This is a genomic window from Umezawaea sp. (genome assembly GCF_036375055.1).
In the GTDB taxonomy this organism is placed as follows: Bacteria; Actinomycetota; Actinomycetes; order Mycobacteriales; family Pseudonocardiaceae; genus Umezawaea.
Genome location: NZ_DASUSQ010000027.1, coordinates 78,090 through 103,848, shown reverse-complemented (window position 1 = coordinate 103,848; position 25,759 = coordinate 78,090). Strand labels below are relative to the sequence as shown.

The 25,759-nt window shown below is 73.8% G+C and carries 23 protein-coding genes; 7 read left to right on the top strand and 16 right to left on the bottom strand.

The genetic code is table 11. The annotated features are described in order from the left end of the window. Positions 1-18: 18 nt before the first annotated feature. From VFZ92_RS09240 to VFZ92_RS09225, 4 genes are read right to left on the bottom strand one after another with little or no spacing between them, the layout of a single operon-like run. On the bottom strand, positions 19-1,587 hold the full coding sequence (locus VFZ92_RS09240) for an ABC transporter ATP-binding protein (protein ID WP_330875409.1): 1,569 nt from the start codon (positions 1,585-1,587) through the stop codon (positions 19-21). After that, positions 1,584-2,468, bottom strand: a complete 885-nt coding sequence (locus VFZ92_RS09235; RefSeq protein WP_330875408.1) for an ABC transporter permease — start codon at positions 2,466-2,468, stop codon at positions 1,584-1,586. Before VFZ92_RS09235 ends, VFZ92_RS09240 begins: the two co-directional genes overlap by 4 nt. After that, on the bottom strand, positions 2,465-3,469 hold the full coding sequence (locus VFZ92_RS09230; RefSeq protein WP_330875407.1) for an ABC transporter permease: 1,005 nt from the start codon (positions 3,467-3,469) through the stop codon (positions 2,465-2,467). Before VFZ92_RS09230 ends, VFZ92_RS09235 begins: the two co-directional genes overlap by 4 nt. Further along, the gene (locus VFZ92_RS09225; RefSeq protein WP_330875406.1) at positions 3,466-5,229 is read right to left on the bottom strand and encodes an ABC transporter substrate-binding protein; all 1,764 of its coding nucleotides are present in this window, start codon (positions 5,227-5,229) and stop codon (positions 3,466-3,468) included. The genes VFZ92_RS09230 and VFZ92_RS09225 overlap by 4 nt, the downstream gene beginning before the upstream one ends. Before the next feature lie 110 nt (positions 5,230-5,339). Here VFZ92_RS09225 and VFZ92_RS09220 point away from each other — a divergent pair, with 110 nt between their 5' ends. Next, positions 5,340-6,155 carry a M55 family metallopeptidase gene (locus VFZ92_RS09220; RefSeq protein ID WP_330875405.1) on the top strand — a complete coding sequence of 272 codons (816 nt, stop codon included), beginning with the start codon at positions 5,340-5,342 and terminating at the stop codon, positions 6,153-6,155. Beyond that, the gene (locus tag VFZ92_RS09215; RefSeq protein ID WP_330875404.1) at positions 6,148-7,434 is read left to right on the top strand and encodes a M20/M25/M40 family metallo-hydrolase; all 1,287 of its coding nucleotides are present in this window, start codon (positions 6,148-6,150) and stop codon (positions 7,432-7,434) included. The genes VFZ92_RS09220 and VFZ92_RS09215 overlap by 8 nt, the downstream gene beginning before the upstream one ends. On the opposite strand, the gene VFZ92_RS09210 is transcribed toward VFZ92_RS09215, so the two are convergent. Continuing rightward, the gene (locus VFZ92_RS09210) at positions 7,426-7,620 is read right to left on the bottom strand and encodes a carboxylesterase family protein (RefSeq protein ID WP_330875403.1); all 195 of its coding nucleotides are present in this window, start codon (positions 7,618-7,620) and stop codon (positions 7,426-7,428) included. The two genes, VFZ92_RS09215 and VFZ92_RS09210, sit on opposite strands and share 9 nt — an antisense overlap. A 137-nt stretch (positions 7,621-7,757) precedes the next feature. On the opposite strand from VFZ92_RS09210, the gene VFZ92_RS09205 reads away from it, so the two are divergent. Next, complete coding sequence (locus VFZ92_RS09205) at positions 7,758-8,288, top strand: hypothetical protein (RefSeq protein WP_330875402.1); 531 nt, start codon at positions 7,758-7,760, stop codon at positions 8,286-8,288. Here the strand turns inward: VFZ92_RS09205 and VFZ92_RS09200 are convergent. Continuing rightward, positions 8,281-9,336: an aldo/keto reductase gene (locus tag VFZ92_RS09200; RefSeq protein ID WP_330875401.1), complete on the bottom strand. Its 1,056-nt coding sequence runs from the start codon at positions 9,334-9,336 to the stop codon at positions 8,281-8,283. The two genes, VFZ92_RS09205 and VFZ92_RS09200, sit on opposite strands and share 8 nt — an antisense overlap. Before the next feature lie 150 nt (positions 9,337-9,486). Here VFZ92_RS09200 and VFZ92_RS09195 point away from each other — a divergent pair, with 150 nt between their 5' ends. The 3 genes from VFZ92_RS09195 (at position 9,487) to VFZ92_RS09185 (ending at position 12,985) form a co-directional block, all read left to right on the top strand. Beyond that, positions 9,487-10,359: an AraC family transcriptional regulator gene (locus tag VFZ92_RS09195; RefSeq protein WP_330875400.1), complete on the top strand. Its 873-nt coding sequence runs from the start codon at positions 9,487-9,489 to the stop codon at positions 10,357-10,359. 114 nt (positions 10,360-10,473) lie between these two features. Further along, positions 10,474-11,418, top strand: coding sequence for an SDR family NAD(P)-dependent oxidoreductase (locus tag VFZ92_RS09190; protein WP_330875399.1), 945 nt, complete (start codon positions 10,474-10,476; stop codon positions 11,416-11,418). Positions 11,419-11,494: 76 nt separating this feature from the next. Further along, positions 11,495-12,985: a BTAD domain-containing putative transcriptional regulator gene (locus VFZ92_RS09185; protein WP_330875398.1), complete on the top strand. Its 1,491-nt coding sequence runs from the start codon at positions 11,495-11,497 to the stop codon at positions 12,983-12,985. An 8-nt stretch (positions 12,986-12,993) separates the two neighbouring features. Here the strand turns inward: VFZ92_RS09185 and VFZ92_RS09180 are convergent, their stop codons facing one another. From VFZ92_RS09180 to VFZ92_RS09165, 4 genes are all read right to left on the bottom strand, one after another. Further along, positions 12,994-14,427 (bottom strand): aminotransferase class V-fold PLP-dependent enzyme, encoded by a 1,434-nt coding sequence (locus VFZ92_RS09180; protein ID WP_330875397.1) that lies wholly within the window; start codon positions 14,425-14,427, stop codon positions 12,994-12,996. Further along, positions 14,424-16,049 (bottom strand): ATP-binding cassette domain-containing protein, encoded by a 1,626-nt coding sequence (locus tag VFZ92_RS09175; RefSeq protein ID WP_330875396.1) that lies wholly within the window; start codon positions 16,047-16,049, stop codon positions 14,424-14,426. Before VFZ92_RS09175 ends, VFZ92_RS09180 begins: the two co-directional genes overlap by 4 nt. Before the next feature lie 167 nt (positions 16,050-16,216). Then, on the bottom strand, positions 16,217-16,927 hold the full coding sequence (locus VFZ92_RS09170; RefSeq protein ID WP_330875395.1) for a helix-turn-helix domain-containing protein: 711 nt from the start codon (positions 16,925-16,927) through the stop codon (positions 16,217-16,219). A 69-nt stretch (positions 16,928-16,996) separates the two neighbouring features. Continuing rightward, positions 16,997-17,515, bottom strand: a complete 519-nt coding sequence (locus tag VFZ92_RS09165; RefSeq protein ID WP_330875394.1) for a hypothetical protein — start codon at positions 17,513-17,515, stop codon at positions 16,997-16,999. A gap of 485 nt (positions 17,516-18,000) precedes the next feature. Here VFZ92_RS09165 and VFZ92_RS09160 point away from each other — a divergent pair, with 485 nt between their 5' ends. Then, positions 18,001-20,436 carry a helix-turn-helix transcriptional regulator gene (locus VFZ92_RS09160; RefSeq protein WP_330875393.1) on the top strand — a complete coding sequence of 812 codons (2,436 nt, stop codon included), beginning with the start codon at positions 18,001-18,003 and terminating at the stop codon, positions 20,434-20,436. Here the strand turns inward: VFZ92_RS09160 and VFZ92_RS09155 are convergent. The 6 genes from VFZ92_RS09155 to VFZ92_RS09130 form a co-directional block, all read right to left on the bottom strand. Then, positions 20,366-21,844, bottom strand: coding sequence for an FAD-binding protein (locus tag VFZ92_RS09155; protein ID WP_330875392.1), 1,479 nt, complete (start codon positions 21,842-21,844; stop codon positions 20,366-20,368). The two genes, VFZ92_RS09160 and VFZ92_RS09155, sit on opposite strands and share 71 nt — an antisense overlap. A 90-nt stretch (positions 21,845-21,934) precedes the next feature. Beyond that, a complete protein-coding gene (locus tag VFZ92_RS09150) occupies positions 21,935-22,312 on the bottom strand; it encodes a hypothetical protein (RefSeq protein ID WP_330875391.1) in 378 nt (125 codons plus the stop codon). Beyond that, positions 22,309-23,085 (bottom strand): FHA domain-containing protein, encoded by a 777-nt coding sequence (locus VFZ92_RS09145; RefSeq protein WP_330875390.1) that lies wholly within the window; start codon positions 23,083-23,085, stop codon positions 22,309-22,311. The genes VFZ92_RS09150 and VFZ92_RS09145 overlap by 4 nt, the downstream gene beginning before the upstream one ends. A gap of 263 nt (positions 23,086-23,348) precedes the next feature. Then, entirely contained in the window at positions 23,349-24,629 is a 1,281-nt protein-coding gene (locus VFZ92_RS09140; protein ID WP_330875389.1) for a hypothetical protein, read from the bottom strand. Next, complete coding sequence (locus VFZ92_RS09135; RefSeq protein WP_330875388.1) at positions 24,622-25,239, bottom strand: sigma-70 family RNA polymerase sigma factor; 618 nt, start codon at positions 25,237-25,239, stop codon at positions 24,622-24,624. Before VFZ92_RS09135 ends, VFZ92_RS09140 begins: the two co-directional genes overlap by 8 nt. Before the next feature lie 55 nt (positions 25,240-25,294). Then, a complete protein-coding gene (locus tag VFZ92_RS09130; RefSeq protein WP_330875387.1) occupies positions 25,295-25,636 on the bottom strand; it encodes a nuclear transport factor 2 family protein in 342 nt (113 codons plus the stop codon). Between the last annotated feature and the right edge of the window lie 123 nt (positions 25,637-25,759).

Genomic DNA, 25,759 nt, shown 5'->3' with positions numbered 1-25,759 from the left:
ACGGTTTCCGCTACGGCCTCACGGGGTGGTGCTCGGCACTGCCGCGAGCAGCCTGCGGGTGTACTCGTGCCGCGGGGTGAGCAGCACCTCCTCCACGGTCCCCTGCTCGACCAGCACGCCCTCGTACATCACCGCGACCCGGTCCGCGATGCTCCACGCCAGCCCCAGGTCGTGGGTGATGATCAACGCGGCCAGGCCGAGGTCGCGGCGCAGCCGGAGCAGCAGCGCCAGGATCTCGCCGCGCACCGACGCGTCGAGCGAGGCCACCGGTTCGTCGGCCACCAGCAGCCGGGGGCCGAGGGCCAGGGCGCCCGCGATCACCACCCGCTGCCGCTGGCCGCCGGACAGCTCGTGCGGCAGCACCGGGAAGAACGACTCGGGCGGGCGCATCTCGGCCTTGGCCAGCGCGTCGGCGACCAGCTCGGCCTCGTCGCCGGGCACCCGGTGGATGCGCAGGCCCTCGGCGACCGACTCGTACACCGTGTGGCGGGGGTTGAGCGCGCTGGTCGGGTCCTGGAGGACCAGCTGCACCTGCCGCCGGTACTCGCGCAGGCCCTTCGCCGACGTGGGCAGCTCGGCGCCCTCGAACAGCACCCGCCCGGCGGTCGGCGCGCGCAGTCCGAGCAGCGTGCGGGCGGTGGTGGTCTTGCCGGAGCCGGACTCGCCGACCAGCGCCACGATCTCGCCGGTGCCGATCTCCAGGTCGACGCCCCGCACCGCCCGCACGACCCCGGCGCGGCCCCGGTAGTCGACCCGCAGGCCCTCGGCGCGCAGCAGCGGCGCGGACTCCCGCACCTCGTCCGGCCGCACCTGCCGGAACGCCGGGTCGCCGACGACGGGGAACGCCGCGGCGAGCGCCTGGGTGTGCGGGTGGGTGGGTGCGGCGATGACCTCCCGCGCCGGACCCTGCTCGACGATGGCGCCGTGCCGCATGACCGCGAGCCGGTCGCACGTGCTGGCGAGCACCGACAGGTCGTGGCTGATCATGACCAGCCCGATGCCCTGCTCGGCGACCAGCCTGCTCAGCACGCCGAGGACCTGGGCCTGCACGATCACGTCCAGCGCCGTCGTCGGCTCGTCGGCGATCACCAGCCTCGGGTCGCAGGCCAGCGCCATCGCGATCATGATCCGCTGCTTCTGCCCGCCGGACAGCTCGTGCGGGTAGGCCCGCGCCTTCGCGGCGGGCAGTTCGACCTGGTCGAGCAGGTCGGCGACGCGGGCCGAGCCGCCGTGCAGCCGGATCGGCTCGGCGATCTGGTCGCCGACCCGCCGCACGGGGTTGAGGGCGTGCATGGCGCCCTGGAACACCACCGACGCCCGCGCCCAGCGCACCGCGCGCAGCCTGCCCCAGGTCATCGTGGTGACGTCCTCGCCGTCGAGCAGGATCTCCCCGTCGACGCGCGCGGACTTCGGCAGCAGCCGCAGCACCGACATGGCCACGGTCGACTTGCCGCACCCCGACTCCCCCGCCAGGCCCAGCGTCTGCCCGGCCTCCAGGGTGAGGTCCACGTCCCGGACGGCCGTGACCTCGCCGCGGTCGGTGCGGTAGCGCACCCCCAGACCGCGCAACTCCAGCAGCGGGCTCACCGGTCTCCCCTCAGCCTCGGGTTCAACACCGTCTCCAGCGCCCGCCCGACGAGCGTGAACGTCAGCACGACCACCACCACGCCCAGGCCGGGCGGCAGCAGGAACCACCACGCCCGCTGCGACACCGCGCCGTGCAGGTTCGCCGCGCGCAGCATCGACCCCCACGACACCGCCGCCGGGTCGCCCAGCCCCAGGAACGACAGGGTCGCCTCGGCGACGATCGCGTTCGCCACGGTCAGGGTCGTGTTCACGAACACCAGCGGCAGCACGGCGGGCAGGACGTGCCGCCCGATCACGTGCGCGTGCCCGCCGCCGAGCACCCTGGCGCGCTCGATGTAGGGCCGGGCCTCCACGCTCAGCGTCTGCGCCCGCACCAGCCGCGCGGTCGACGCCCACGACGTCACGGCGATCGCCAGCACGATCGTCCAGATGCCGCGCGGCAGCACCGAGGACAGCGCGATGGCGAGCACCAGCGACGGGAGGACGAGGAAGAAGCTCGTCACCCACATCAGCCCCGCCGACGGCCACCCGCCGAAGTGCGCGGCCGTGATGCCGACCAGGGTGCCGATCATCACCGACAGCACGGTCGCGGTGAGCCCGACCAGCAGCGAGATGCGGCTGCCCCACCACGTCAGCAGCAGCACGGACCGGCCGGTGTGGTCGGTGCCGAACCAGTACTCGCCGCTGGGCGGCTGCCAGCGCTCCCCGGCGGCCTTCGTCACGTCCAGGGCGGCGGGATCGGTGACCAGGGGCGCGAGCAGCGCCAGCACCACGACGGCGCCGAGCACCACCAGGCCGATCAGGCCGCCGCGGTCGCGGGTGAAGTCCCGCCAGGTCGAGCCGACCGCCGCCCGGCGGCGCTGCCACACGATGCTCGTCACGACGCACGCACCCTCGGGTCGAGGACCTGGTAGAGCAGGTCCGCCAGCACGTTCATCACGATCACCGAGCCCGCGAGGACCACGAACGTGCCCTGGAGCAGCGGCAGGTCCGGTCCGGCGAGGGCCTCGTAGGTCAGCAGGCCGAGACCGGGCCAGGAGAACACCGTCTCCACGGTGATCGCGCCGGTGACGACGAGCCCGATGTGCAGGAACACCAGCGTCACCGTCGGCAGCAGCGCGTTGGGCACGGCGTGGCGGCGGCGCACCTGGTCGTCGCGCAGGCCCTTGGCGCGCGCGGTGGTCAGGTAGTCGGCGTTCATCTCCTCCAGCAGGGAGGAGCGCATCACCAGCTGGTACTGGGCGTAGACGACGGCGATGAGGGTCAGGCACGGCAGCACCATGTGGTGGGCGACGTCCAGCGCCTGCGACCAGAAGTCCGGCGGGGTGTTGGAGAACCGCATCCCGCCGCTGGGGAACAGGTTCCCGGTGGCCATCGACAGCAGCATCCCCAGCCAGAACGCGGGCATCGCCCACCCGACCAGCGCCACGCCCGTGGAGGCCCGGTCGAACGGGCTGTCGCGCCGCCACGCGCCGCGGATGCCCAGCCACAGGCCCAGCGTCACCGCGATCAGCGTGGACGTGCCGACCAGCAGCAGCGTCGGCCAGACCCGTTCGGCGATCAGCTCCGCCACCGTGCGCCGGTAGAACAGCGAGGTGCCCATGTCGCCGTGCAGCAGCCCGCCGACGTACTGGCCGAACTGCTCGACGATCGGCCGGTCGTAGCCGTGCAGGGCGCGCAGCTCGGCGATCTGCGCCTCGTCGACCTGGCGGCCCCTGGTCATCGTGACCGTCGGGTCGCCGGGGATGAGCCGGAACAGGAAGAACCCCAGCACCACCACGCCCGCGAGGCCCGCCAGTGCGCCGCCGAGCTTCCCCGCGACGTGGCGCAGGACGCCGCCGCCCCGTCGCGGGGAGGACTCGGCCAGGGGCGGAGCGGTCACTCCCGGTCCCCGGCGGTCGCGCCGCGACGCCTGGCCAGCAGCCACACGCCGCCGCCCACCAGCAGGACGACCACGACGGCACCCGCGACCAGGAGCCCCTTCGGCCCCGAGGAGCCCGTCGAGGCCGCCACGGGCACCGCGCCGTAGTAGCCCCACACGCCGTTCTGCGCCATGATCACGCCGCCGGGGTCGGGCTGGATCGTGAAGCTCGCGAAGGTGTCGTTGCGGTAGGCCTCCAGGGCGTTGTCGTGGCCGAGGATGATCGCCGGGACCTCGTCGTAGAACCGCTGCTGCATCCGCTTGACCAGCTCGGACCGCTTGGCCGGGTCGAGTTCGGCGCCCTGCTGCCGGTACAGCTCGTCGTAGGTGGCGTCGCAGAAGAACGAGTCTGTCGTGCCGGTCGCGGTCGGCGAGGCGGGCCGGGCGTCGCAGGTGTGCAGCGACAGGATGAAGTCCGGGTCCGGGTTGGTGCCCCACCCGCTGAAGATCAGGTCGAACTTGCCCGCGACGCCGTACTCGTCGAGCAGCGTGTCCGCCACGAGCTGCACGTCGACCGCGATGCCGACGTCGGCGAGCGACCCCTTGACGTACTCGCCGGCCTGCTCGTCGTAGGCGCGGCTGGTGTGGCCGATCAGCCGGAAGCGCAGCGGGGTGCCGTCGGGGCCGACCCTGGTGCCGTCGGCGCCCCTCGGGTAGCCCGCCTGGTCGAGTTCGGTGTTCGCCGCCGCCGGGTCGAACGGCCGCACGGTCTCCGGTGTGAGGTGGAAGTCCGGGAACACCGGCGGGATCGGCCCGGTGCCGCGCTCGGCGTAGCCGCCGTTGACCCGCGCGATGATCGCGTCCTGGTCGATGGCCTTCGCCACCGCCCGGCGCACCCTCACGTCCTTGAGGGCCGGGTGCCCGTCGCCGATCGGCTCACCGGTCCTGGTGGCGGCGCCGGAGTTGAGCACCAGCTCGTTGAAGCGCCTCCCCTGGGCCTTGTTGAGGGTGATGCCCGACTTGCCCTTCAGCGAGTCGAACTGCGCCGGGCCCATCCGGTTGACCAGGTCCAGCTCGCCCCTGTCCAGCGCCTGCACGGCGGCGTCGACGGTCTTGTAGTAGACGAAGTGCAGCTCGTCGTACTTCGGCGCGCCCCGCCAGTAGTTCTTGTTGGCCTTGAGCTTGATGAACTCGTTCGCCCGGTACTCCGAGAGGACGAACGGGCCGCTGCCCACGACCGGCGGGGTGTCGTTCTTGTAGTCGGCGATCTTCCCGACGCCCTTCCAGACGTGCTCGGGCACGATCGGCACGTCCAGCGCCAGCATGCTCGCCTGCGGCGCCCTGGTCTTGATCACGACCGTGCGGTCGTCCGGCGCCGTCACCGACTCGAAGCCCGCCACGAAGCTGCCGTTGGCGGTGGCGGCCTCCTTGTCGGTCATCATGAGGTTGTAGGTGAAGGCGACGTCCCCGGCCGTGATCGGCTGGTCGTCGGACCACTTCTTGCCGTCCGGGACGGTGAACGTCCAGGTGAGGTTGTCGGCCGACTTCTCCCACGACTTCGCCAGGGCCTCGACCGGCCGCTGGTCCTTCGCGTCGTAGGCCGTCAGGTAGTCGTACATCAGCCGCCCGACCTCGGTGCTCGCCTGGTAGGTGGCGAGGAACGGGTTGAGCGAGTCGACCTGCTGGACGATGGCCACCCTCAGGGTGACCGGTTGTTGTGCCTGTGCCGACGGGGCGAGCGACGACGCCGCCAACCCCACCGCCCCCACGATCGAGGCCACACGCCTGATGGTTCCCACTGGCCCTACCTCTCCCCAGAGTGCTGCCGCGCGAAAGTAACCATTTACTCCATCAACTCGACAAAGACCACCCAAGCCCTACGCTGACGACCATGCGGATCATGATCTCGGCGGACATGGAGGGCGCGACCGGCGTCACCTGCCCCGCCGACGTCGAGCCCGGCACCGAGCAGTGGCAGCGCTTCCGCCGCCTGTTCACCGGCGACGTCAACGCCACCGTCGCCGGGCTCGGCACCGAAGTCCTCGTCAACGAGGCCCACAACAGCCAGCGCAACCTCCTGCTGGAACACCTCGACCCGCGCGCCCGGATGCTCACCGGACGGCACAAGCCGCTCTCGATGATGCAGGGGATCGACAGCGGTGTGGAGGGGGTCGTGTTCCTCGGTTACCACACCGGCGCGGGCGAGGACGGCGTGCTCGCCCACACCTACCTGGAGAACTCGATCACCCAGGTCCGCCTCGACGGCGTGCCCGCGAGCGAGGGCAGGCTCAACGCCGCGGTGGCCGCGGAACACGGTGTTCCGGTGCTCCTGGTGTCCGGTGACGACAAGACCTGCGAGGACGCCGCCGACTACGCGCCGGGGGCGGAACTCGTGCCGGTCAAGGAGTGCGTCAGCCGCTACGCCGCGATCTGCGACCCGCCCGAGGTCACCGCCGCGCGCCTCACCGCCGCCGCGGGGCGCGCCGTCCGCCGCGCGGGCCTGGTGACCCCGGTGACCGGCGAGCACTGGGTCGAGGTCGACTTCGACGCCACGCACCTCGCGCACGCCGCCGCCGTCATCCCCACCGTGGAGCTGATCGGCACCCGCACGGTCGGGTTCGACGCGGCCACCATGACCGACGCCATGAAGGCGTTCAAGATCGTCACCGCCGTCGCGGCGGGAGCCGTGGAGGACGTGTATGGCTGAGGACGTCGTCGACCTGTGCGCGTCGCTGATCAGGATCGACACCACCAACCGGGGCGGCGGGGACGCCGAGGGCGAGCGCGAGGCGGCCGAGTTCGTCGCCGCGCACCTGTCCGCGCTGGGCGTCGAGCCGACGGTGTACGAACCGGCGCCGCGCCGCACCAACGTGGTGGCGCGCGTGCCGGGTGGCGACCCGGCGCTGCCCGCGCTGCTGGTGCAGGCGCACCTGGACGTGGTGCCCGCCGACCCGGCCGAGTGGACCGTGCCGCCGTTCTCCGGCGAGCTGCGCGACGGCTACCTGTGGGGCCGGGGCGCGGTGGACATGAAGGACATGGTCGCGATGGTCCTGTCCGTGCTGTCGACCTGGTCGCGCGAGGGCCGGGGTCCGCGCCGCGACCTCGTGCTGGCGTTCGTCGCAGACGAGGAGGACCAGGGCGAACTCGGGGCGCAGTGGCTCGTCGACCGCCAGCCGCACCTGTTCGCCGACTGCGCCGCCGCCATCAGCGAGTCCGGCGGCTACTCCTACCGGGTCGGCGACAAGCGCGTGTACCCCATCGGCACCGCGGAGCGCGGCAGCTCGCACCTCAGGCTCACCGCCCGCGGTCGCGCGGGCCACGGCTCGCGGCGCAACGACGACAACGCCGTGGTCACGCTGGCCAACGCCCTCGCGCGGCTGGCCGCCCACCGCCACCCCGTCCGGCTCACGCCGACCGTGGAGGCGTTCCTCGTCCGCACCGGCGAGGCGCTGGGCGTCGAGGTGGACCTGGACGACGTCGACGCCACGCTCGCCCGGCTCGGCCCGGCGGGCGCGCTGGCCGAGTCGACGGTCCGCAACAGCACCACGCCGACCATGCTGTCGGCCGGGTACAAGGTCAACGTCATCCCCGGCACCGCGACCGCGCACGTCGACGTCCGGACCCTGCCCGGCACCGTGGACGAGCTGATGAGCACCGTCGACAGCCTCATCGGCCCGGACGTGACCCGCGAGTTCGTGGAGCACCTGCCGCCCGTGCAGGCGCCGATCGACTCGCCGTGGTTCACCGCGATGGCCGACGCCCTGCGCGCCGAGGACCCCGAGGCCGTCGTCGTCCCGTACTGCCTGGGCGGCGGCACCGACGCCAAGGCGTTCAGCGCGCTGGGCATCGACTGCTACGGCTTCGCCCCGCTGCTGCTGCCCGAGGGCTACGACTACCGGGCGATGGCGCACGGCGTGGACGAGCGCGTGCCCGTGGAGGGGCTGCGGTTCGGCGCGCGGGTGCTGGACCACCTGCTGTCACGCTAGCTCCGCCCCGCCGTCGAAGCCGGGGTGGCCGGTGGTGGCGAACCGGGTCCACACGGTCACCGGTTGAGACGCGGCGAAGCGGTGTAGGCCGAACGGTGGGTCCGCGAACGGGATCCCGAGGTGCGCGACGACCTCCGGGCCCGCTCGGAAGCCCCTGACCCGGCCGGTGCTGATCGTGACGTCCACCGTGGTCACCGTGCCCGAAAACGGTACTCAGCGCGTCCGGATTGTGCCCGTTTCAGCTCACTATCCGCACATGGTGAACTGATCGTCACCTGCTGTAACACCTTCCCATCCGCTGAAAGGTGCCTATAGTTGTCACGATGGGTCACATTTCGGAAGTCATCGACCGGCTGCGCCAGGCCGCCTCCGACGGCCGGATCGATCTCGTCGTGACCGAGCGGGCTCCGGGGGCCCCGGCGCCCGCGGGACCGCCCGGCTACACCGCCCTGCTGACCGAGGTGGGCCGCGTGTCGTGCCACCGCGAGTTCGCGGGGGTGACGCTCCGGTTCGCCGTGGTGGACGAGAAGGGCGCCACCGCCCTCAACGGCGAACTGGTCCACCCGCTGCGCGACGGCGTGTCCACGGCCCACCTGGTCGCCTTCGCCGAGGCCGGTGACGACGCGGCCTGGTGCTTCGACATCACCGACGAGACCTACCCCGTGTACTACGTGCACCGCGACGAGCCCAGGGCCAGGCTGGCCGACACCGGCGAGTGGGAGAACCCGGCCGACGCGCCGCCGGACTTCCCGTCGTTCGACGCCTGGCTGGACGCCATGGCCGACGCGTTCACCGCCGACCCGCCGCCGCGCTGGTTCCCCTACCTCGGCCAGCCCGGCCTGGCGTTCACCTGATCGAGGCCGACCGCCGCCGCAGGGAGGGGTCGACCAGCGCGGGCGGCCACCAGCCGACGTCCTCCGGGTTGACGTCGGTCCCCGGCGGCACGATCCGGTCGATCCGGTCCAGCACGGCGGGCTCCAGCCGCACGTCGGGTGCCGACAGCTGCGCCTCCAGCTGCTCCATCGTGCGCGGGCCGATGATCGCGGCGCTCACGGCGGGGTGTTCGAGCACGAACGCGAGCGCCATCTCCACCATCGTCAGACCCGCGTCGGCGGCGACCCCGGCCAGCTCGGTGACGATCTCCAGCTTGCGCTGGTTGACCGGCACCGCGAGGTCGAAGCGGCCACCGGCTCCCGGCCGCCCGGGCAGCCGCCGGTCGCGCTCGCTGGTGTTGGCCCTGCCCGCCCCGAACCCGCCGGACAGCCAGCCGCCCGCCAGCGGGCTCCACGGGATCACGCCCATGCCGTAGGACCGCGCCGTCGGGAGCACGTGGGCCTCCGCGCCGCGCACCAGCATCGAGTAGGGCGGCTGCTCGGTCCGGAACCGCTCCCGCCCGCGCCGCTGGGCCACCCACTGGGCCTCGACGATCTGCTCGGCGGGGAAGGTCGAGCTGCCGAAGGCCCGGATCTTGCCCGCGTGGACCAGGTCGCCGAGCACGCCGAGGGTCTCGTCGACGTCGGTCGTCCCGTCCGGTCGGTGCACCTGGTAGAGGTCGAGGTAGTCGGTCCCCAGCCTGCGCAGGCTGGCCTCGCACGCGGCCGTGATCCAGCGCCGCGACGCCCCGCGCGCGTTGGGGTCGGCGCTCATCGGCGAGCCGACCTTGGTGGCCAGCACGACGCTCGACCGGTCCACGGCCGCGAGGGCCTTGCCCACGATGACCTCGGACTCGCCCGCCGAGTAGACGTCGGCGGTGTCGATGAAGTTGATCCCGGCGTCCAGCGCCCGGTGGACGATGGCGACCGACTCGTCGTGGTCGCCGTTGCCCCAGGCCCCGAACATCATGGTGCCGAGGCACAGCGGGCTGACCCTGATCCCGGTCGTGCCGAGGGTGTGCGTGTCCATGCCGTCTTCCCCGTGTTCCGTTGGCGGACCTCCACCAGACCACGGGCGCGGCGCGGGCCGTGACGCCGATGCGGGCGCGGTCGTGCCCGATCCGGTCGACCTCGACCGGATCGCGCGGCACCGCCGCACCCGGCGTGCTTGGCTCGGGCCGTGGACCTCCTGGACGAACTGCGCACCCTGGTGCCCGCGCGCACCCGCGCCGAGGGGCGGCGGAAGGTGCGCGTGCTCGACGGCGTCTCGCTGACCGCGGTCGACGAGCCGACCCCGCCGGTCAGCGCGATGTCGGAGCCCTCGTTCGCCGTCGTCGCCCAGGGCGTGAAGCGCACGACGCTGAACGGCACGCCGCACGACTACCGCGCGGGCCAGTACCTCGTGGTCACGGTCGACCTCCCGGTGACCGGCCAGGCGGTCGAGGCCAGCCCGGACGCGCCGCTGGTGGTCTTCAGCATGACGCTGACGCCGCGGGCCATCGCGCCGCTGCTGCTGGAGACCGCGGCGGCCCCGCGCAGGCCGGGGTTCACCGGCCTCGCCACGAGCACCGCGCCGCCGGAGCTGCTCGACCCGATCGTGCGGCTGCTGCGCCTGCTCGACCACCCGGACGACCTCCGCGTGCTCGCGCCCGGCATCCGGCGGGAGATCCTGTGGCGCCTGGTGACCGGTGAGCAGGGCGCGCTCGTCCGCCAGATCGGCATCGCCGACGGCAACCTCGCCCACGTCTCCCGCGCGATCCGGTGGATCCGCCGCCACTACGACCAGCCGGTGCACGTCCCCGACCTCGCGCGCACGGCGGGCATGAGCGTGTCCACCTTCCAGCGCCACTTCCGCGCGGCGACGACGATGACCCCGATCGAGTTCCGCAGGCAGATCCGCCTCCAGGAGGCGCGCGTCCTGCTCAGGGCCCGCGCGGCCACCGTCGCCGAGGTGGCGTACCTGGTGGGCTACGAGAGCCCGTCGCAGTTCAACCGCGAGTACCGGAGGACCTTCGGCGCGTCCCCCGGCCGGGACGCCGCCGTTCCCGACTGAGGCGCGTTCGTCCCCGTGTCCCCGAGGTGGCTAACCGGAGTTCGTTCCGGTTATGGTGGAACTAAGCGGAACAAGCTCCGGTTAACTTCGCCAGAATTCGGAACGAGGACCACGGTGACCACTCCCACCCGCATCACCACACCCTTCACCCGCGAGAGCACCGCGGCGGACGTCGTCGGCGGGACCGACCTGACCGGCAGGCGGATCGTCGTCACCGGTGCCGCCTCCGGCATCGGCGTCGAGACCGCCCGCGCCCTGGCCGAGGCCGGCGCCGAGGTGACCCTGGCCGTCCGCGACGTCGACGCGGGCCACCGCACGGTCGCCGACATCACCGCGACCACGGGCACCGCCGCGCTGTCCGTCGCCAGGCTCGACCTGTCCGACCTGGGCTCGGTCGCCGCGTTCACCGACGCCTGGACCGGCCCGCTGCACGTGCTGGTGAACAACGCCGGGGTGATGGCGACGCCCGAGACCCGCACCCGGCGGGGCTGGGAGCTCCAGTTCGCCACCAACCACCTCGGCCACTTCGCCCTCGCGCTGGGCCTGCACGACGCCCTCGCGCTGGCCGACGACGCCCGTGTCGTCTCCGTCAGCTCCAGCTCCCACCTCCGGTCGCCGGTCGTGCTCGACGACCTGCACTTCCGCGAGCGCCCGTACGACCCGTGGCAGGCCTACGGCCAGTCCAAGACCGCCAACGTGCTGTTCGCGGTGGAGGGCACCCGCCGCTGGGCAGCCGACGGGATCACCGTCAACGCCCTCATGCCGGGCGCCATCCGGACCGGCCTCCAGCGCCACCAGACCAAGGAGCAGATGGACGCCCTGCTCGCCGCCGCGAGCGGCGCGGGCGTCCAGTGGAAGACGCCGGAGCAGGGCGCGTCGACGTCCGTGCTGCTGGCGACGTCCCCGCTGCTCACGGGCATCGGCGGGCGCTGCTTCGAGGACAACGCCGAGGCGCTGCCCCACACCCCGCCGGCCCGCTCCGGTGTGGCCGCCTACGCGCTGGACCCCGACGTCGCCGCGACGCTGTGGGAGGTCTCGACCGACCTGGTCGCCCGCTAGCCGGAGCAGGACCGCGCCGCGGGGAATCCGCCGGATGCGCGTTGAACCTCCCGCCCCGGATCGGTATCCAGGAAGGGTGGAGGGGGACGACGACGGAACCCGGCGGCCGGATGTCGTGGTGGGGGTGCTGGGCGGTCTGGAGGTCCGGCGCGGCGACGAGCTGGTCCCGGTGGGGCACGCCCGCCAGCGGTCCGTGCTGGCGGCGCTCGCCGCGGACGCCAACCGGGTGGTGCCGGTCGACGGCCTGCTGGACCGCGTGTGGGGCGAGCGGCCACCGAGCAGGGCGCGCTCGGCGCTGCGCACCTACCTGTCCCACCTGCGCCGGGCGCTCGCACCGGTCGGGATCACGATCACCCGCCAGGGCGTCGGCTACCTGCTGGCCACCGAACCCGAGACCGTGGACGCGCACCGCTTCCACCGGCTGCTGGCCGCGGCCCGCGCGCGGCAGGACCCCCAGCTCGCCCTGGACCTGGTGCAGGACGCGCTGGCGCTGTGGCGCGGCGAGCCGCTGGCCGAGCTGGACACCCCGTGGGCGCTCCGGGTGCGGGAGCGGTGGCGGCAGGAGCGCGCCGCCGCCGAGGCCGACCGGATCGACTGGCGGATGGCGTGCGGCCTGCACGGGGAACTGCTCCCGGAACTGGCCGCCCGCGCCAACGCCCACCCGTTCGACGAGCGCGCCGCGGGCCAGCACATGCTCGCCCTCTACCGCAGCGGTCGCCAGGCCGAGGCCCTGGAGCAGTACCGGCGGACGCGCCACCGCCTGGCCGACGCGCTCGGCACCGACCCCGCCCCGCCGCTGCGGGAGGTGCACCAGCGCATCCTCACCGCCGACCCGACGCTGATCGGCCCCCTGCCGAGCCCCGCCGTGCCCCGGCAGGACCCTCCCACGCCGATCGGGGGTGCCGGGCCGCCCGTCCGGGACGGCGCCGGTCCCCCACCGGCCGCGGGCGGCCGTCTGCGCCGCGGGACGGGCGCCGTGCTGCTGGTCTGCTCCCTGCTCGCCGCGGTGACGGCCGCCGACGCCGGCCTGTCGTCGGCGCCCCCGCCCGATCCGTGTCCGGCCGCGGTGCGGACGGGCGACGTGGGCGCGTGCGTGGAGGAGGTGCAGTCGCTGCTGGTGCGGGCCGGGCTGGCGATGCCCGTGGACGGTGTCTACGGGCCGTTCACCAAGATGCGGGTGGCCGTCTTCCAGCTCCACGCGGGCATGGCGGGCACCGGCGTCGTGGACGGGGACACGCTGCGCGCCCTCCGCGCGGGTACCACCCGGATCGACGTCTGGCCTGCCGAGCGGGTGGAGCGCAGGCTGCGCGAGGTCTTCCCGGAGGAACCCGACCGCGTGGTCGACCTGGTGCGGTGCCTGTCCCACCTCGACCCGGTCTGGATGATCAGGTACGCCGACGGGACGAGGACGTGGGGGCTGTTCCAGCTCACGGACCGGGAGGTCGTCTTCGAGCAGCGGGGCGGCTACCTCGCCGCGCTGGACCCGGAGTGGAACGTCCTGGCCGCCCGCGCGATCCGCGACCGCACCGGCGGCCTCGACCGGTGGACGTGCCCGCCCGCGGGCTGAGTCCCGCGTCAGCACTGCTCGCGCGGCGCCAACCCGGAGACGTCCGGGACGCGGTCGCGGTACGCGGCCTCGGCGAACGCGACGAACCGCTCCACGTCCCCCACCGTGGACGCCACCCCGAACGACACCCGCACGGCGCCCGCGGTCGGCAGTCCGACCAGCCGCAGGTACTCGTCCAGCGTGCGCACCCGCGCCCCGCGCAGGCCCCGCAGCGCCCGCTCGTCCACCCCGAACGCGTTCTCCCCGGCTCCGGGGTTGCAGAAGCAGCCCGTGCGCAGCGAGATCCCGTGCCGCGCGGACTCGGCGGCCACCAGCCGCTCGTCGACCACGTCGCCGTCGGGGGTGAGGAAGTTGAACGTGACCGTGCCGCCGCGGGCAGGCGTCGTGAGCGGCCCGTACACCCGGACCAGCGGCTCGCCGTTGGTGTGCCGCAACGCCGTGAGCCGCTCCAGGGTCCAGCCGGTCAGTGCCCGGACCCGCCGCTCGACGGTGTCCACCCCGATCCCGGCCAGCCACTCCAGCCCCACCCGCACGTCCGGGATGGCCAGGAAGTTGACCGTCCCGTCCTCGAACGCGGCCTCCGCCGCCGCCATCACGTGCCACCGCGCCCGGACGCTGACGGCCTTGATCGTGCCGCCCGAGAACCAGGGCCTGCGCAGCCGCGCCAGCGCGTCGCGGCGCGCGACCAGGCTGCCGACGCCCGTGGGGTAGCCGAACAGCTTGTACCAGCTCACCAGCACGAAGTCCGGCCGCACGACGCTCAGGTCCAGCCGGTTGGTCGGCAGGAACGCCGCGCAGTCCAGCAGCACGTCGTACCCGCGCGCCCGTGCCAGGTCGACCCACTCCAGCGGGTGCCGCACGCCGGTGAAGTTGCTCTGGGCCGGGTACGCGAACAGGCCCCTCCCCCGGCGCAGCGCCCCGGTCACCGCCGCCGTCGACGCCCGCAGGTCCGGTGGCTCCATCGGCACGTACGTCGTCCGCGCGCGACCGGCCCGCGCGAACTCGCGGATGCCGTTGACGGAGTTGTGGTTGTCGAACGTGAGCACGAACCGGGTGCCGCGCCGGAACGGGTACGCCTCGCCGACCAGCCGGGCCGCCGCGGTGGCGTTGGCCGTGAAGACCACCGCGTACTCGTCCGGGTCCGCGTGGAGGTACCGCAGCACCTCCCGCCGCGCGCCCTCCACCAGTGCGGTGGACGCGGCGGACGTCGGGTTCACGGAGTGCGGGTTGCCGAAGACCCCGCTGTCGAGCCGCTCCCGGTGGGCCCGGTACTGCGCTCGCGCGGCCAGCCCGGCACCGGTGTAGTCCAGGTAGGTGTGGCCGTGCTCGTCGAGGTAGGAGTACTCGGTGGCGCGCAGCCGGTCCAGGACGCGGGTCCGCGCGTAGTCCGGGTGGCGCCGCAGGAACTCGGCGGGCTCGACCCCGGTCCGCGCGGTGCTCATCGCCGCACCCCCACCTTGCGCCGCAGCACCGCGACCGCGCCCACGGCGAACGCGACCGCGAAGGCGGCCAGGACCACCCAGTTCCGCCCCGGCGGGCCGTCGAAGGAGTCCCCGTAGGACGCCAGCAGGGGCGGCCCGAGCGGCGAACCGCCGTGCGCCCACAGCTCCGGGAGTCCCGCGATGGCGCCCAGCGCCTCGAACGCCCACCGGTTGGTCATCGCGGCGCTCAGCCACCGGCCGACGTCGGCCATGACCGGGACCGGCAGGAACGCGCCGACGAACAGCACCTGCGGGAAGCTCAGCACCGGCACCATCAGCGCCGCCTGCGACGGGGTGTCCACGGCGGCGGCGCACAGCAGCCCGAGGGTCAGCGCGCACAGCGAGGTCAGCGCGAGGGTCAGGAACAGCGCGCCCGCGTCCGCGTTCGACGGCAGGCGGTCGGTCACGCGCAGCAGCACCAGCAGCAGCGCGTCGACCGCGCACAGCGGCGGGAGCAGCGCGGTGATCTTCGACAGCACGTACGGCACCAGCCGCAGCCCGGCCCGCCGTTCGGCGCGCAGGATCGGGAACTCGTCGCAGATCTGCGACAGCCCGTAGGTGAGGCCGAAGAAGAAGCCGCCGAACGCGATCCAGAACAGGATCATCACCGTCGTGCTCGGGCTCGGGTTCGCGGCGTCGAACGCCCGGGGGCGGAACAGCATCAGGAACATCACCGCGATCACCACCGGCGAGCCGACGAGGATCGCCGCCGTCAACCGGTTGCGCACCAGCAGTCCCACGGTGCGCTGGGTCAGCAGCCACCACTGGCGGACCGCGCCGGAACCGCCCGCCTGCCGCCGGGGGTCGGCCACCGGGACGGCGGCGCCGGTGGCCTCCCACACCAGGTCCTCGTCGGACAGCCGGTCGTAGATCTCCTCCACCGACGTCGCCGAGAAGTGCTCCAGCGCCCGTGCCGGCGGGCCGGTGAACGCGAGCCTGCCGCCGGGGGCGACCGCGATCAGGTGCTCGCACCACGCCGTGTCCGCCGGGTTGTGCGTGGTGAAGACGACCGTGCTGCCGCGAGCGGCGATGGCCTTGAGGTGCCGCACCAGTTCCCGGCCGGTCGCGGGGTCGAGGCCGCTGGTCGGCTCGTCCAGGAACAGCACCGGCGGCCGGCCGACGAGTTCCACCGCGATGCTGGCGCGCTTGCGCTCGCCGCCGCTGAGACCGCCGACCGGCCGGGTCGCGCGGTGCGCGAGGCCGAGCACGGCCAGCACGTCGGTGACGGCCCGGTCGACCTCGGCCGCGTCGAGCCGCCGGGCCGAGCGCAGGCGGGTGGCGCAGGCGAGGGTGCGGTCCAGCGGGAGCCTCGGGTGGACGAGGTCGTCCTGCGGCACGAACCCGATGCCCGGCGACGTCCCGGCGGGGTCCGCGCACTCGTGCCGGACCTGCCCCGCGCTCGGCACCCTGATCCCCGCCAGGATCTCCAGCAGCGTCGTCTTGCCCGCGCCGCTGGGTCCGATGATCGCCACCGGCTGACCGGCCCCGATGTCCACCGAGGTCGGTCGCAGGACGGTTCCGCCCTTCCTGGCGACCCACGACGCGTCCGTCGACCTGATCCGCAGTCCGGTGACCACTCGCACCTTCCCACTGGTAGAAGTCCTACGACCTCCATGGTGAGCACGAGTCGACCGAACGCCCGCCAGCGGCGACGACAATGGCGACAAGACGCCATATCAATTCGCACCCGGCCCAAAATCCCTTGTCCGACAATTCTGCCGGTGCTGTGTTCGCGAGGTGGAGCAGATCCTCACGGCTTGCTGTGCAGGATCTCGCGGGCCTGTTCCGCGGCGCGGACGATGCTCTCGGAGACGAAGTCGACGAACCGGGCGATGTTCTCCAGGCGGACGCCTGCGGGGGTGCCGGAGCCGAGCACGCCGACGCCCTGCCGCGCGATCCGGACGAGGTGGGCGGACGCGCGGGCGCTTGCCATCATCGACTCGTACCAGACGTCGTCGTCGACGACGTAGCGCTCGCGGCGGCGGTCGTCGCGCTCCCGGCGGACGAGGCCCTGCTCCTCCAGGAACGCGATGGCCTTGGAGATGGACGCCGGGCTGACCTGGAGGCGCTGGGCGAGTTCGGCCGCCGTCAGGCTGCCCGAGTCGGTGATCGAGAGGCAGACCAGCACCCTGGACATCATCTTGGGCGTGCCCGCCCGCATGAGGACGGTGGTGAACACCTCCTCGTACTCGCGCACGGCCTCGGCGTCGCGCCCGTGGTCCTGCGGGAGTTCACCGACCCCGGCGGGCGCGGCCTGCCTGCGCCGGTGGGTGCGGCGCTCGGTGGCGCGGTGGGCCAGGTCGGCGCGGTAGGCCGAGACGCCGCCGTTGCGCATCACCTCGCGCGTGACCGTCGAGGTGGGGCGGTCGAGCCGCCTGGCGATCTCCGCGTAGGCGAGGCCGTCGGCCAGACCCAGCGCGATCTGCTGGCGTTCCTGCTGGGTGAGCCTGCCGCCCGGCATCGCGCATCTCCTCCGCCCCTCGCTCGAAGCGTGGAGCGTAGCGTTTCCCCGGCTCGAAAGCGGCGACCGCTACCCCTGGCGGGCGTGCTCGCGCACCGCGGCGTAGTAGGCGTCGACCGTGTCGCCGTCCACGCCGACGAAGCCGTCCACCCGCGCGGCGGCGGCGCGGACGAGGACGAGCAGGATGTCCAGGCCCTTCGGCCCGCGCAGGGCGTGGAGAACGGGCGCCGCCAGGTCGCCGTCGTCGGACGCGATGGCGGTGATCAGGTCGGTCGCCAGGTGCACCGCCCGCCTGCCCCGCGCGTCGTCCGGCGCGGCGGTGACGTCCAGGGTGATGCGGGCGCCGCGGCGCAGGCCGCCGTGCGGGAACCCGTTCAGCAGGATCCCGCTGAGCAGGTCGACCGCCGCCATCGTGGAGTCGTGGTCGCGCAGGGCGTGCTGGACCGCGGTGATGGCGACCCGCACGTCGCGCCGGTTGAGCGCGCCTACCGCGGCCGACGCCCACTCCCCTGGGGTGAGCACCGCGACGGGGTCCGCGGCCGGCACCGCGGGGATGGAGGGGCCGTCGTCCTCGGCCGTGCTGCTCATGGGGAACGCGCTCTCCTCGGCCGAACTCCGCGTCGTGAGCGTGCGAGTGCCCGTTCACCTGGTGCAGAGAAAATACCGGCGGGCCGGTGGGCGTGCACGATGAACGGACGAAAGGTTTTCCAGGCCCCGATAATTGCGGCGTTTCGAATCGTGTGGAATAGCCCGAACGTGTCAGCGGACCCGCCGTGTCGCTGATGAAGTCCCAGCTCAACATCCATGAACGAATCCGTGAATTCTTTTTCGCTCCTTTGTCCCGCAGGCGCGAACCGAGAGGTCCAACCATCGATCGAACAGGTGACGCGGGCATTCGCGGCACGGGTTTCCACGGTCGACCGGCGGTGTCGCCCGGCACCCGCGCGTCGACGGCGGTCCCGCCCACCGCCGGATCCGGAGGAGATCGTGCGGGACACCGCCGCGAGCCTCGACGCACGCGCTGCCACCAGCGTCGCGGGCAGAACCGGTCCGAAGTGAATTACGGTACGAAAATGGCGGGTAGCGGAGCGCGCAGGGCCACCTCGGCGGGGAACCTCCCGCCGGGCGGGCCCGCGCTGTCCCGGTTCATCGGCCGCCGGTCCCTGATCGCCGAGGTCCGGGAACGCCTCGGCCACCGGCGGCTGGTGACGCTGACCGGTCCCGGTGGCACGGGCAAGACGCGCCTGGCCTACGCCGTGGGCGACCGGGTGCGCGCCGCCTACCCGCGCGGGGTGTACGTGGTGGAGCTGGCGGCGCTGCGGGACGTCCCGGTCGAGCAGCACGACGTCGTGCTCTACCGCGAGCTGGCCCAGGCGTTCGGGATCCGCGACCTGTCGCAGTCCGAGCCCGTCGACCAGGTGCTGGAGCACCTGCGGCAGGGCGACGACATGCTCGTGATCGTCGACAACGCCGAGCACATGCGCGACGCCGTCGCCCTGCTGGCCGCGACCCTGCTCCAGAAGACGCCGCACCTGCGGATCATGACCACGAGCCGCGAGATGCTCGGCGTGCCGGGGGAAGCACTGGTGCTGGTGCCGCCGCTGACCGTGCCGCCCTCGGCGCACCTGCCGGTGCAGCTCCACCACGAGGCGGTCGCGCTGCTGCTCGACCGCGCCGCCGACAGCGCGCCGCGGTGGACGATCACCGACGCGAACTGGCCGCACGTGGTCACCCTGCTCCAGCGCTGCGCGGGTCTGCCCCTGGCCATCGAGCTGGCCGCCGGGCGCCTGCGGCACATGCCCGTCGAGGTCATCACCGCCCGCCTGGACGAGATGTTCCGGGTGCTCACCGGCAACGGCAGGACCGTGCAGCTCAGCCACCAGTCCCTCCGGCAGGTCATGGACTGGAGCCACGACCTGTGCACGCCCGCGGAGCGGACGCTGTGGGCGCGGCTGTCGGTGTTCGCCCGCGGCTGGACGCTGCACGCGGCCGAGGAGGTGTGCTCCTGCGAGGAGATCGACCGCTACGACGTCGCCGACCTGCTCGCCGCGCTGGTCGACAAGTCGATCGTGCGCACCAGCGCGGACCTGTCGCGCTACGAGCTGCTCGAACCGCTCCAGCAGTACGCCCACGGCCACCTGGTCGCCTCGGGCGAGGAGCCGGTGCTGCGCCGCAGGCACCGCGACTGGGTGGTCGCGATGTTCGCCACCGCGACGGCGACCTGGAGCGGTCCCCGCGAGCTGGACGTGCTGCGGGAGGTGCGGCTGGAGCTGGACAACGTGCGCGCCGCCGCCGCGTGGACCGCCCGCACCGACCCCGAGTCGGAGATCGGGCTGGCCATCGCGGTGGACTTCCTGCGCCTGCGGACGCCGTACTTCTTCGGGCTGCTCTACGAGGCCTCGGCGCTGCTGGACGAGATGCTGCACGCCGCGCCGGACACCCCGACGCCGATGCGGGTGTCCGCGATGTCCATGGCGACCTGGCTGCTGCTGTGCCAGGGCGACGCGGAGGCCGCGGGCCGCGGGCTCCACGACGCGGTCCGGACCCACGCGCGGCTGCCCGGCACCCCCGTGCTGCCCGCGCTGGAGATGGCCAAGGGCGCGTACATGATGCTGGCGCGGGCCGAACCGGAGGCGCTGCCCGTGCTGCGGAGGTCCCGCGACCTGTTCGCCGACGCGGGCGCCCACGGCGACGCGCTCATGGCAGAACTGCTGCTGGCGCTGGGGCACGCGCTCATGGGCGACGACGAGCGGACGACGTTCGCCGAGGTGACCGGCCACCTGCACCACACCCGCGGCCTCGGCGCCCCGTGGATGATCGCCTGGTCGCAGATGGCCTACGCCATCGCCTGCCTGCGGTTCGGCCGGTGCGCCGAGGCGCAGGAGCACGTCCGGGCCTGCGTCCGCGAGCAGCGGGCGATGGACGAGCGCTGGGGCACGATGTGGGGCGTCGAGGTCCAGGCGTGGCTGTCCGCGCACTCGACGCTGTGCGCCGAGTCCGGGGGCGACCTGCCCGCCGTGGCGACCAGGGCGGCCACGCTGCTGGGCGCGGCCACCCGGCTCCAGCGGATCACCGGCCTGGACATCGCCGGGCTCGGCCCGTTCCACCACCAGCGGCGGGTGGCGATCGACCTGGTCCGCGCGGTGCTGTCCGAGCAGGACTTCGACGCGGCGTTCGCCGCCGGGCTGGCCACCGAGTCCTACGAGCACGCCCTCGCGCTGGCCCTGGACGAGCCCCGCGGTGACGCGCCCGCCGGTCCCGCGGCCCGCGCCCTGCTCACCCCGGCCCAGTGGAACGTCGCACTGCACGCGGCCACCGGTTTGACCAGCAAGGACATCGCCGCCCGGCTGACGATCTCCCCCCACACCGTCAACTCCCACCTGGAGGCGATCTACAGCAGGCTGGGGATCACCAAGCGGGTGGAGCTGGCCCGGTGGGTCAACGAGCAGAACGGGCCCGGTCCGCGTCCTCGACCGGCACCGGGTGGACGCCCGCGCCGCGCGTCATGATCCGGCGGGGGTCGTAGCGGTCCTTGGCGGCCACCACCCGCTCCCACTGCGGCCCGTAGTGCCGCGCCCACTTCTCCGGGGACCGGTCCGAGGTGCCGATCTGGTAGAGCAGGCCGCCCACCGGTTCGGCCGCCGCCTCCAGCGCGCGGTTGCGCTCGCGCATCCTGGCCGCGAAGTCGGCGTCGCCCGGCCACACGGTGAGGACGTCGAACAGCCAGAACCACCCCGAGTCGCTCTCGGGCACCCGCAGCAGCGGCCGGGTGACGGTCGCCGTGCGCTGGGGGTGCAGGAGCACGAAGCTGGTGGGCGGGCCGTCGAACTCCTCCCGCGACAGTGCCCCGACCACCGGTTCGACGAACGCGCGCACCGCCTCGTCCGGCAGGAACACGTCGAACCACGGTTTCGCCCTGTCGTCCCAGTCCTCCCGCGCCCGCACGCCGTCGATCATGTGCGTGGCGGCCTCGGCCTGCTCCAGGTAGGACGTCGTCATCGCCGACGTCGGCGCGACGGCGAGGCCCCGCAGCAGCACCGCGTCCTCGACGGCGGCCTCGCCCGGCGCGGTGAACCTGGTGGCGTTGAGCTGGTAGACCGGCGCCCCGCCCGCGACGGCGGCCGGGTGCACCATGCAGAACACCTCGTCGAACTCGTCGCGGTCGAGCACCAGCCCGGCGTCGCGGAAGAACCCCTCGGCGTCGGGGTAGTCGAGCTGGAACACGCGCGCGGTCGCGGGCGCCGGTTCGACGGCGATCCGGAAGCGGGTGATCACCCCGACCTGGCCCAGCCCGGCCAGCGCGGCGTCGAACAGGTCGGGGTGCTCGGTCTCCGAGCACCACAGCCGCCCGTGCGCGGGGGTGACGACCTCCAGCCCGCGGACCCCGCCGACCTGGCAGCCGCGCCCGTAGTCCGCGCCGATCCCGCCCACGCTGAGCGTCCCGCCGAGCGTCAGCCGCAGGTAGCCGGTCAGCGCGCACGCCACCCGCAGCCCCTGCGTGGCCAGCGCGCGCACGAGGTCGATCCACTGCGCGCCCGCCTCGACGTCGACCACGCCCGCGTCCAGGTCGAGGCCGACGAGGCGGTTCAGCGGGCCCGTGGTGATGACCAGGCCGTCGGTGAGGCCCTGGCCGTCGGTGGTGTGCGCCTCGCCGCGCGCGCTCACCGCGATGCCGCGGGCCGCGCAGAACGCGACCATCGCCTCGACGTCGGCGACGGACGCGGGGTGCAGGACCGCGCCGGGGCGGCGGGTCACGAGCCGCCCCAGGTCGCGGGAGGCGCGGTCCAGCGCGGCCGGATCGGCCGTGAGGGTGCCCGCCAGGTCGGGGACCGCGTGGTCGGGATCGGCGAGACCGGTCGTCCAGGCCTGGGCGGCAGGGGCGTAGCCGCGGATTCGGTGCGTGTTCCCACTGGTCATGGCCAACTCCCGGAGGTCCGGCGACGGTGCGCCCCCAGTGTCGGCCGGTCCGTCCGGGGAGGCCATCGGAAGGTCTTCCCAGACGGGTGGTTACAGCCCGAGCCCGACGGCCGCGGCGAGCGCCTCCAGCGCCGACCAGAGGGTGCCGCCCGCCGTGACGACGCCGCCCGCGCCGGTGATGACGTCGCGGACCGAGCGGACCCGGTCGGCGAGCCCGCGCGGCTCGCCGCTCGCGACGTCGCGGTCCACCTCGTCGAGCGCGTCGTGCGCCGCGTCCCTCGTCCGCCGGTCCAGCGGGGCGGCGTCCAGCTCGTCGCGGAGCGCGCGCACCAGGGCCGCCACCCGCCGGGGGTCGACACCCCCGGTGACGTGCTGGTGGTGGCCGTGGTTGTTGTTGATGTCGCCCTGGGCGGCGGTGTTCATCGTGCCCGCCGTGACGTTGCCGTGGAAGTGCACCCCACCGCTCATCGGGGCCTCCTCTCCCTCCGTGCTCGTGCGGACCTGGACACCACCAGGCCGATGCCGTTGACGACCATGCCGAGGACGAACAGCCCGAAGCCCACCACCCCGAGCGGCACGCCGTCGAGGACGGGCGGGCCCAGGAGTTCGGGCGGGGTGAAGTCCGCCGACGGGGCGGAGACCGTGCTGGAGATCGACGCGATGAACCGGAGGATGACGGCCGCCCAGATGCCGAAGCCCGCCAGGATCATCACCAGGCCCAGCAGCATCACGGCACGGCCCGCGCCGCGACCGGTGGCCAGTTCCTCCAGCGCCTGGCCCTCGGGGGTGGTGAACTCGAACCGGTTGTGCCGGCTCTGGTCGTAGGAGTTGTTGACGTCGCGGCCCGCGTGGTTGAACGTCCCGGCGGTGACGTCGCCGTAGGACGTGCCCGGTGCCGGACGCCTGCTGACCCGCGTGCGCGGGTGGTGGGTGTCGCCGCGCGCCGGATCCCGGTAGACCACCCCGACCGACCCGAACTCGACCCGGTCGCAGTGGCGCAGCTCCCGTTCGCGGCCCTCGGCCAGCCTGCTGCCGTTGAGCCACGTCCCGTTGGTGGAGTTCGCGTCGGTGATCCAGGTGCCGCGGCCGTCCCGGCGGATCCACGCGTGCCGCGCGCTGACCTCCGGGGACGGGAGCCGCAGGTCCGCGTCGTCGGCCCGGCCGACGAGCACCATGCCGCGGGGTAGTTCCAGCCGACCTCCGTCGGCGACTTCGATGAAGGGAGCGCCTGTCGCTTCCATGGTGGCCACCTCCACAGTGCCCTCCCCCACTAGAGCCGCGAGCGGGCCGGTGGATACCACGACGTCGCCGCACGGGCGCCGTGCGGCGGCGGCGAGCTCCAGGGCCGTCCGGCCGTGCGCGACCGGTGCCGAGCCGCGCGGCGACCCGGACGGCCACCGGGGCGGCGAGGTCGGCCGGGTCGCGGATCGAGGGTGGTCGAGGCCCCGCCCCTCGAACCCGTCGGCGGTGGTGGGGCCCCGACGCGGCACGTGCGCGCGCCCGGTCAGCGGCCGACCGGAAGCTCCTCCACCACGGCTCCCGCCGCGTCGCGGACGACCACCGCGGCCCCGTCGAAGTCGCTCGGCGATCCCGTCGTCGCGGGCCCCCCGAGCACGAACGTGCCGTTCTCCACCACGGCCACCGCGTCCGGGAACCCCGCGCGGGTCAGCGTGATCGTCGCGACCCGGTCGTCGAGGACGAGACCGGCGTAGGTGAAGGCGTCGGCCACCGTGCCCCCGGTCGGCGTGGACCGGAAGTCGTGGAGCCGCACGGCGGCCCAGACGGACCTGCCGACCAGGTTCAGGTCGGTGGCGTTCGTCCCCGTCAGGTCCGCCAGGTCGATGACGTCGAAGAACGGTGATCCGTCCTCGCGGGTGGCGCACGCGCCGAGCAGGTCGCCGTACCGGCCGAGCTGGAACCCGCCGTGCGCACCGACCCCCGCGTGCGCGCCCGGCGTCCAGTTGGCCGGGTCCGGAGCACCGTCCGGGCCCGCGTCCAGGCACGCGCCCAGTCGCCGACCCGCCTCGCTCGCGCGGTCGCCGCCCGGCCTCGGTCGGTCGACGGTGGGCTCGCTCGGGCGCGGCAGGTCCCGTGCCGGGAACTCCTGGTCGCGGCCGACGGTGAACACCACGCCGTCCTCGACGCCGCGGAACCCCTCGGGGGTCAGGAAGACGTCGCCGGTGACGACCGGGAACGCGGCGGTGGTGGCGCCGGGCGCGTGCAGGCGGAGCTGCTCGACCCCCGGTCGCACGAAGCCCGCCACGGACCCGCGCGAGGAGAGGAACCGGATGCTCGCGGGCGCTCCCCCGGTGTCCGGTGCGGCGGGCCGGGACACCGAGACCGACGCCGGGGTGGTCTCGCAGAAGAACACGCCGTCCGGTCCGGTGCTGAACGCCGACAGCGTGGTCCCGTGGACCACGCTCGTCACCAGGGGCGTCCACCCCTCCTTCGGCGGCAGGTCCCCGGCGACGGCCGCGCAGCGGTCGACCACGTCGGGCGGGGCCCAGCCGTCGCGCGCGTGGAGCTGGTCGTGCAGGTCCGGCGGCGGCGCGGGCACCGGCGAGGAGGTGGCGGGAGCCGTGGCCGCCGCCCCGCCGCCCGCGGCGTCCCTGGTGACGACGGCACCCGCGCCCGCGAGCAGCACGACCGCCGCGGCGATCACCACGGGTGCGCGCCGCGTCGGGCGGTGGGGGTCGGCCATGCCCTCGGACAGGCGGCGGCGGGCCCGGTCTCGGACGGTCTCGGGCAGCGGGCGGGGCGGCGGGAAGTCCAGGGGGTCACTCATCGTGGGTCCTCGTGGTCAGGTCGCGGAGCTTCGTGCGGGCGCGGGACACGCGGGAGCGCACGCTCGCCTCGGCGATGCCGAGGAGTGCGGCGGCGTCCGCGACGGGCATCTCGCCCAGCAGGCAGAGCTGGGCGACCTCGCGTTCGGAGCGGGGCAGGCGTTCGACGGCCGCGACCACCAGGCGCAGCCGGTCCCTGGCCTCCGACCGGGCCGCCAGGTCCTCGGCGTGGTCGGTCACGGTGGTGTCCGCGGCGGAGGTGAGCCGGGCCAGGACCCGCCGCCTGCGCCGACCGGCCCGCCACTCGGTGCGGGCGAGGTTGGCCGCCACGGTGCAGAGCCACGGCAGGGCCGACTCGCGGACCAGGACGCCGTCGCCGCGCTTGCGCCACGCGGCGAGGAAGGTCGCGGACAGCAGGTCCTCCGCCGTCGACCACGACGCGGTGAGCCGGTAGGCGTAGTTCCACACGCGCTCGGCGTGCCGTTCGAACAGGGCGGTGAAGGCCGCGTGGTCGTCGTCGCCGATCAGCCGCCACAGCGTCGCGTCGGACGGCGGCGGCTCGCCGGGGCGCGACGCCGCCACCCCCGTGGTGGTGCTCCTGGTGCTCGTCACACCCGCTCAGGGCCGGCCGGGCCGGATCGTTGCGTGATGTGGGTCACATTGGTGGTCAGACGACGAACCAGACGCGCTCGATCTTCTCCCGGCCCACCTCGTACATGGCCACGGTGGCCCTGGACTCGCCCGCGCCCACCCCCGTGACCAGCTCGTGGTCGATCACGATCCGGCCGTGCACCACCCGCGTCACGAGCTTGGCGTGCAGGTCGGGGTAGGAGTCGAACAGCTCCCGGTACCGCTCGCGGAACGCGGCGCCGGAGCGGTCGGCCAGCACCTCCCCGGCCGGGAAGGTCGCCACCGGAACGTCGTCGACGTAGAAGCCGAGGAACCGGTCGAGGTCGCGGGCGTTGTAGGCGGCCAGTTGGCCGGCGACGATCTCCTCGGGAGACAACAAGGACCCCTTTCCTCGAAGCCCGCGGGTACGGGACGTCGGAATTTTCCCCGTGATCATGCCGGCGCGGAGGGCCGTTCCGGGCACCTGTTCGCTCCGGGCTCCCCCGGCGTCGAAGGTGACGCT